10 protein-coding genes are annotated in these 5,589 nt (G+C 61.3%); 1 reads left to right on the forward strand and 9 read right to left on the reverse strand.

What is annotated here, in order from left to right:
• Positions 1-8: 8 nt before the first annotated feature.
• The gene (locus tag ACLP9N_RS29670) at positions 9-200 is read right to left on the reverse strand and encodes a hypothetical protein (protein ID WP_442410716.1); all 192 of its coding nucleotides are present in this window, start codon (positions 198-200) and stop codon (positions 9-11) included.
• Positions 201-818: 618 nt separating this feature from the next.
• Here ACLP9N_RS29670 and ACLP9N_RS29675 point away from each other — a divergent pair.
• Positions 819-971, forward strand: a complete 153-nt coding sequence (locus ACLP9N_RS29675; RefSeq protein ID WP_442410717.1) for a hypothetical protein — start codon at positions 819-821, stop codon at positions 969-971.
• Here the strand turns inward: ACLP9N_RS29675 and ACLP9N_RS29680 are convergent.
• The 8 genes from ACLP9N_RS29680 to ACLP9N_RS29715 form a co-directional block, all read right to left on the reverse strand.
• Positions 964-1,086, reverse strand: a complete 123-nt coding sequence (locus tag ACLP9N_RS29680; protein ID WP_442410718.1) for a hypothetical protein — start codon at positions 1,084-1,086, stop codon at positions 964-966. The genes ACLP9N_RS29675 and ACLP9N_RS29680 overlap by 8 nt on opposite strands.
• Before the next feature lie 93 nt (positions 1,087-1,179).
• Complete coding sequence (locus ACLP9N_RS29685; RefSeq protein ID WP_442410719.1) at positions 1,180-1,575, reverse strand: hypothetical protein; 396 nt, start codon at positions 1,573-1,575, stop codon at positions 1,180-1,182.
• Positions 1,562-1,915 (reverse strand): hypothetical protein, encoded by a 354-nt coding sequence (locus ACLP9N_RS29690; protein WP_442410720.1) that lies wholly within the window; start codon positions 1,913-1,915, stop codon positions 1,562-1,564. Before ACLP9N_RS29690 ends, ACLP9N_RS29685 begins: the two co-directional genes overlap by 14 nt.
• A 602-nt stretch (positions 1,916-2,517) precedes the next feature.
• The gene (locus tag ACLP9N_RS29695; RefSeq protein ID WP_442410721.1) at positions 2,518-2,907 is read right to left on the reverse strand and encodes an HNH endonuclease; all 390 of its coding nucleotides are present in this window, start codon (positions 2,905-2,907) and stop codon (positions 2,518-2,520) included.
• 283 nt (positions 2,908-3,190) lie between these two features.
• On the reverse strand, positions 3,191-4,072 hold the full coding sequence (locus ACLP9N_RS29700) for a phage major capsid protein (RefSeq protein WP_442410722.1): 882 nt from the start codon (positions 4,070-4,072) through the stop codon (positions 3,191-3,193).
• A 261-nt stretch (positions 4,073-4,333) separates the two neighbouring features.
• Entirely contained in the window at positions 4,334-4,870 is a 537-nt protein-coding gene (locus ACLP9N_RS29705) for a hypothetical protein (RefSeq protein ID WP_442410723.1), read from the reverse strand.
• A gap of 102 nt (positions 4,871-4,972) precedes the next feature.
• A complete protein-coding gene (locus ACLP9N_RS29710; RefSeq protein ID WP_442410724.1) occupies positions 4,973-5,278 on the reverse strand; it encodes a hypothetical protein in 306 nt (101 codons plus the stop codon).
• Between the two features lie 5 nt (positions 5,279-5,283).
• Entirely contained in the window at positions 5,284-5,559 is a 276-nt protein-coding gene (locus tag ACLP9N_RS29715; RefSeq protein WP_442410725.1) for a hypothetical protein, read from the reverse strand.
• Positions 5,560-5,589 lie beyond the last annotated feature (30 nt).

The raw sequence follows: 5,589 nt of genomic DNA on the forward strand, positions 1-5,589 counted from the left end.
CGTCACCGTCATCGGATGCCGTCGCGGGCTTGGATGCGTGCCCATTCGTCGTCGATGGTCAACGGCGGGCTGGCGGCGGGCTGCTGCATGATGACAACCACGGCCGGCGGTATCACGCGCCGCGTCCGGTGCCGCATCGCCAACCGCACCGGCAACGTCAACAGGTAGACGATGACGAACCAGACGATGACGGTGGTCATTGATCTGCCCCCTTTTGCTCTTGCCTAGAGTTTTTCGCCGCCCTGCCGACAACCGCTCGTGCGTCTCCAGCCGGCCTAGCTCGTCGGCCGCAGTGCCCAAGCCGCCGTCAACCAAAAAACTGGACGTGACCAGCCACTTTACTGAGGTTAGTAATATGGTGGATCGCGCCCAATGCGGAACGATCCGCTCGGCCGATGACACGACGCTGACACAACTGCTGGACAACTCGGCCGACAAACCCCGGCGTACCGAAGGCGACCCGCCCGGACGTCTGCGGCCGTATCGGTGCAGGTCAACAGCAGATACCGCTGACCCGGGCCGGATCGTAACGGATGCCGCCGGACGGCAGTAACCGGGTCTAATCAGCCTCCGGAGCAGAAGGCCGCAGGTTCGAATCCTGCCGGGGGCACAACTATCTGTGCAGGTCAGAGGCTATTTTTCAGCTAATCCGGCACGTCGCGTGCGATTGGCGTGCGATTCCTCCCCGTCACTCCTCGTCACACCTCGCCTGCTTTCGAGGCCTGGCGCGCGATGGGGTGGCGTGGAATCATCAACGCATAAGCAGCACTGATGACAACGGCTGTCATGCGTGACGTAACGCCGGAGGAGGCCGCTAAATGGACCATCCGCTCTATATCCACGGCGCGGTGCATGACGCCATTGGAGAACTGAAGGCGGCTATCGAGCAGGCCGAGGGGCGCGGCGCTGTGTCGGTCGGGCTGAACGACCTCAAGCCGATCCTCGCCAAACTGGAAGCGGCTGTCAGATGAGAATCATCTCGCTGACCGCGGTCGCGATGGTCGCGGCGACGATACTAGCCCCGACGGCCAGCGCCGATCCCGACACTTGCAGAATTGCGCCCGACGGCTTGTGGTACGACAACACGGGCGCTCGCTGTCGCTCTGACGACTTAGACCAGTGGAGGGTCGGCAACAGCCCGCAGTTGACGTGCTGGTGGTATCCCAGCCGCTGCGAAGATCACTCCGGCGCCGGGCCAGGCGCCAAATAATCGCGCCCATCACCCGGGCGAACCATATCGGTCTCGCTCACCTCGACGAAGGCGACATCGGGATCTTGTAACCAGTCCGCGTACTTGTACGCGGTTTGCCGCCTGCGGTTGGGCGGGATCGCCTCATACCACCGCACGGTCACCGACTCGCCGGCCAACAACTTCGCATGCCTCATCGACGGCTTGCGCCACTTCGCCGCCGCGATCAGCCGCTCCCGCTCCTCGGGGCCGACCGCACTCTTATCCCAGTACAGGGTTCGTGGGTCAGGCAGGTCGTGGTCGCGCTGAGCACGCTCGAGAAGATGCTGATATGCGCCGCGCAGGTGAACGACGAGGTCCCGGCCGGTTGACTCACTGATAGGCACTGGCCTTGTCCCATCTCGCACGGGCCGCCGCGCGATTCTTCACGGTGATCCGGCTTTCGGCCGGAGCCGGCACATCCGTCTTGATCTGCTTCAGGAGTCTCACCAGCGACGAGTCCAACAACCGGAGCTCCGTGGAGATTTTCACCCGCGTCTTCGCATCGGGCGCGTCCCGATAGTCGATGGTCAAGTCCGCGATGTGGTCAACCGTGTCCTGGATCCTGTTCAGGATGGCCTTCTCAGCCGCGCTCCACACCAGCGTTTGACCGCTGCGCTGCCCGGCGGCTGACAGCTCTTTGTCCAGTTCGCGGCGTATGCGGCGGGATTCAGCCGAATGTGCCATGCCCCGATTGTACGTTTAATGCATGCGGCCACGTCCGTCGCCCGAGTTGGCCGTGTGAGCCTTGAGAAGCGTTGCCCTCCCCCACCGGGGGGTGTGGGGCTGGTCGCTGCTGTGGATGGTGACCTCGGTCGCTGCGTGTCTGCCAACGCAGGATTCTTATTGTTATCCGATTAACAATAAGGAACGGTGACCGGTCAGTTAGCTTCGACCTTGACGGCGATCGCCGCTGTTCGGCTTGTGCTGAGACCCTGTCTAGGAATGCGGTTGTGTTGTCCCTCAAGGGTTCTCGTGTCCATGGGCAGGGCGCCCCAGGTGTAACATTTGGTACACCTGACAGCTGTGGGGATCTTGCTGATTCCAGTTGGTAACATCGTGTTACCAACTCCTCCGGCCTTCTGTCACGCGCCGCACGGCGATGGTGCGGTTCGGGGCGGGCGGCACGGAGATGACCCTCCGGGGCGGTGGCCACGCGGACGACAGGATCCACACGACCGCTTGGCCGCCAGCGACCGCGATGGCAGCACCGGCAGGTGTGAGAGTCGTTGTGGCGGAATCATTGTCGAACGCGAAAGTCTCTAGGGCCGTAGAGACTTCGTCCTCGGTCATCGTGCCCATGGCCCGATGTGGATGGTCCGAGGTATGAACAGCTCCCGCTCGGCTTGCCGTCGCTGTTCTGCTTCCATGCTGATCCGGTCGAGGAACTCTGAGAAGGGAAAGCTTTGGGGTTCTCGTGTCCATGGGCAAGGCACTGAGGTTCTACCGCTCAGGTAGAGGCCTTCCGCGCTCGCCTTCAGCGCGTTGCACTTTCGGCAGCTGCCGCGCAGGTTGGTCGGATCATCAGTGCCGTCTGCTGCTGTCGGGATAATGTGATCGACTTCGCGGCTGATTCTGGTACACCTTGAGTCCCAACGGATTTGGCAGTACGGGTCGCGTTGCAGGATCTGGGCCCTGGTGCGTTTCCACTGGGCTGTTCCGGTTCGGCTGCTGTCCATGGTTGCTCTCTCTCGGGCGGCGGGTGTCGGGGCTCGCTGAAATCAATGGCCATGGCTGCTTTCTCCGGGTGCTTCCCTTATTTCCGGCGGTCGGAAATAAGGGAGCCTCGGCGGTCCTGGTGCGCCGGGTGCAGATCATCCGCTGAATCGTCTGCGTTTCGTTGAGATCAGTCAACGCTTCCCTGCCCGCGCACCGGGACCGCTTCGGCTACCGATGCGCGTCGGCTCTAGGAGGAGGCCAACGCGCATCGGAGTCTTGTTACCTGTCCATTTGGATAGGTTGTTACGAGCTGGACGCGGCGATCTGGACGACGGCGTCCTCTTGCGGGAAACCGAAGCCCAAACGCATGACGCCTCGAATGGTCACCGAATCAGCACCGAATCCTGGCCCGAATGGCGTTGCTATTACTGAAATGTCTTCACGCATTACGGCGAACACTTTTTCATTTCCGAACGCCCAAACAATTCCATCTTCAATTGTTCCTTCGGGTACCGCATACAAAGGAACTCCGAATATCGTTCTCACTGTGGGATTTTGGACGTCGCCCGGTGAACTCGCCAGCAGTGGCCGGTTCGAGACGATTTCGCTGGTCGTCTGGAATTCCTTCAACAGTGCCAGTTCCAGCACGGTGGCGAAGGACGCAGCAAACGATGTGCAGACAACGCCGACCGATTCCAGTAGTGATATCGCGGTGGCGAACGGGTCCAAGTTGACGTACTCCAGGACGGGGACTTGCTGGTAGTCGATGCCTAGTAGCCCGCTCGGGCCGTTGCTGGTCGTCGATCCGTAGAACGCGTTATCGACTGACCTGGCGAATTTGCGGACCAAACCGTCCGCCACGACACCGGACGCTGTTGCGTTCGCGGCTGAATCGGAAATCAATTCGTTCGAGACGGACACAAGTGCCTTTAATCCCGACGGGGTTACGACGAGCTCGGAGACGTCGGGCGTGCTGTCGGGAATCCACGTGCCTTCCGGTACCCATTGGGCTTCGGCGTCGGTGACGACGATCGGGAACCGCATTGATGGGTGGACGGTTTGGACGACGGTGGATGTTCGTAGAGCCACACTGCGTAAACGCAGTGGTTCGATGATTAAGGGCCCGACTTCTTCGGGCGCGAGAATGCCGGAAGCGTTTGATTCTGTTAGTGGTGTGAATGCCACGATGGTTCACCTCGTATAGGGTCGAGTGCCTTTGCATGGCGGGGTGCGGCGGCTGGGCCCGTCGAAGGTTGTCAGTAGGAACCTGGCGGGCCCAACCAGTCGCACCGGCAATGTAATAAAACGGCACAACTTTGGTTGGTTCCGACTCCAGGCGATTCGCGCTGGTTACGTCGGCCTTCGACCCGCGAAGGTGTTATCAGGATAGCAAAAAGCCGCCCTCAGTTGAACGGAGAGCGGCTTTTTTGGGGTGCCGAGGGTTTTTTACACCTTGCCGGAGTATCGCCCGGTGGCGGCGTCTGAGAGCCATTCGGCTGCGTTGCGGACGTGCGGCCCGTCGCCCATCTTGCCCGCCGCGGTGACGGCATCGGCGGGGAAGCTCCCGTACCCGTGTTTGACCGGCGCCGGTTTTGTCGCGGCCAACAGGTCGTTGACGTGTGCGGCGATCTTGTCGCTGTCCGGGGTGCCGTCCTCGGTGTAGAACTGTCCGGGTTGGGCTCCTGTCAGCCACACCGACGACGGGTCGGACAGCCGAGATGACACCAGGGTTTCGATGTGGGCCTTCTGGACCTGTTCGAGCTTGCCGGCGAGGTCTCCCGCGGCTTGGATGGCTTGCGCCGCCAAGTCCTGTGATTCGCGCATCTGTTCCCTGTAACGGCCATCGCGCTTGCTCACCTGTTCATCGTCCTGGTGCTCGGTGTCGTCGTCGATCTGGGAGTCGCCGGGGGCGCTCCCGACTCCGTCGTCGTGGTTTTGCGGGGCCTGGTCAGCGGGTCCGTTGGGTCTCAGGGTTGGGGGCATGTTCGTTTCTCCTCTGGTAATTGTCGCCCGGCTGTTATGAGAAATTGTCTACGGCCGTAGACAAATAGTGACACGCTGTCACTATTAGGGCCGGCCATAGCTTTACAGGGCCATGTCGCCGGGACGACCGACAGTGTCCTGTGAGAATGCCACGCCGTCATGCTGGAAAGTCGTATCCCGCAGGGCTTGCGAGTAGCGGGCTTGCTCACCGGAGAGCGCGTTCAGGTCGTCGACCGCCGGGCCGTGAATCACGGTGACGCTGGAGGGCATCGGGCCATCCATTCCGTTGTCACCGCGACCGATACCGGATGCCAGTGCAACACAGTCGTCCAAGCTGGTCGAATAGTTCGGCGGATCCCATGGCCCCGCGTTGGCCTGAGCGAATTCATCAATCGGTGTGAGTCCCATGATTTTTAGCCTTCCTGTTCGTTGTTTTCATCGGCTGCATACTTTGCGATGTCTGCCCTCCATTGTGCCAAAGCTTCAGCGTTATCACGCAGGTCGTATCCGTGGGTCAGCAGCTCGGCGAGCGCACCGAAGAATCTGCGCGTGTTACCGACCTCCCTGACTTCGGCGAAGGCGATACTGAGCGCCGGCAGGTCGTCGGTCGCCCACGCTGCTACAAAGACCTTGGCGCGGCGAAAGTCACCGGGCCCGGGCATGAGTGCGTCTAGCTGGTCGTCGGTCATTGTTGTTGTGTCCCTTCGATGATGTGTCGG

Source organism: Mycobacterium sp., assembly GCF_052144515.1.
In the GTDB taxonomy this organism is placed as follows: Bacteria; Actinomycetota; Actinomycetes; order Mycobacteriales; family Mycobacteriaceae; genus Mycobacterium.

Bases quoted from the DNA above. Each gene is read 5' to 3' on its own strand.
- ACLP9N_RS29715 (WP_442410725.1), bottom strand. From the start codon at position 5,559: ATGACCGACGACCAGCTAGACGCACTCATGCCCGGGCCCGGTGACTTT.
- ACLP9N_RS29695 (WP_442410721.1), bottom strand. From the start codon at position 2,907: ATGGACAGCAGCCGAACCGGAACAGCCCAGTGGAAACGCACCAGGGCC.
- ACLP9N_RS29705 (WP_442410723.1), bottom strand. From the start codon at position 4,870: ATGCCCCCAACCCTGAGACCCAACGGACCCGCTGACCAGGCCCCGCAA.
- ACLP9N_RS29675 (WP_442410717.1), top strand. From the start codon at position 819: ATGGACCATCCGCTCTATATCCACGGCGCGGTGCATGACGCCATTGGA.
- ACLP9N_RS29690 (WP_442410720.1), bottom strand. From the start codon at position 1,915: ATGGCACATTCGGCTGAATCCCGCCGCATACGCCGCGAACTGGACAAA.
- ACLP9N_RS29670 (WP_442410716.1), bottom strand. From the start codon at position 200: ATGACCACCGTCATCGTCTGGTTCGTCATCGTCTACCTGTTGACGTTG.
- ACLP9N_RS29710 (WP_442410724.1), bottom strand. From the start codon at position 5,278: ATGGGACTCACACCGATTGATGAATTCGCTCAGGCCAACGCGGGGCCA.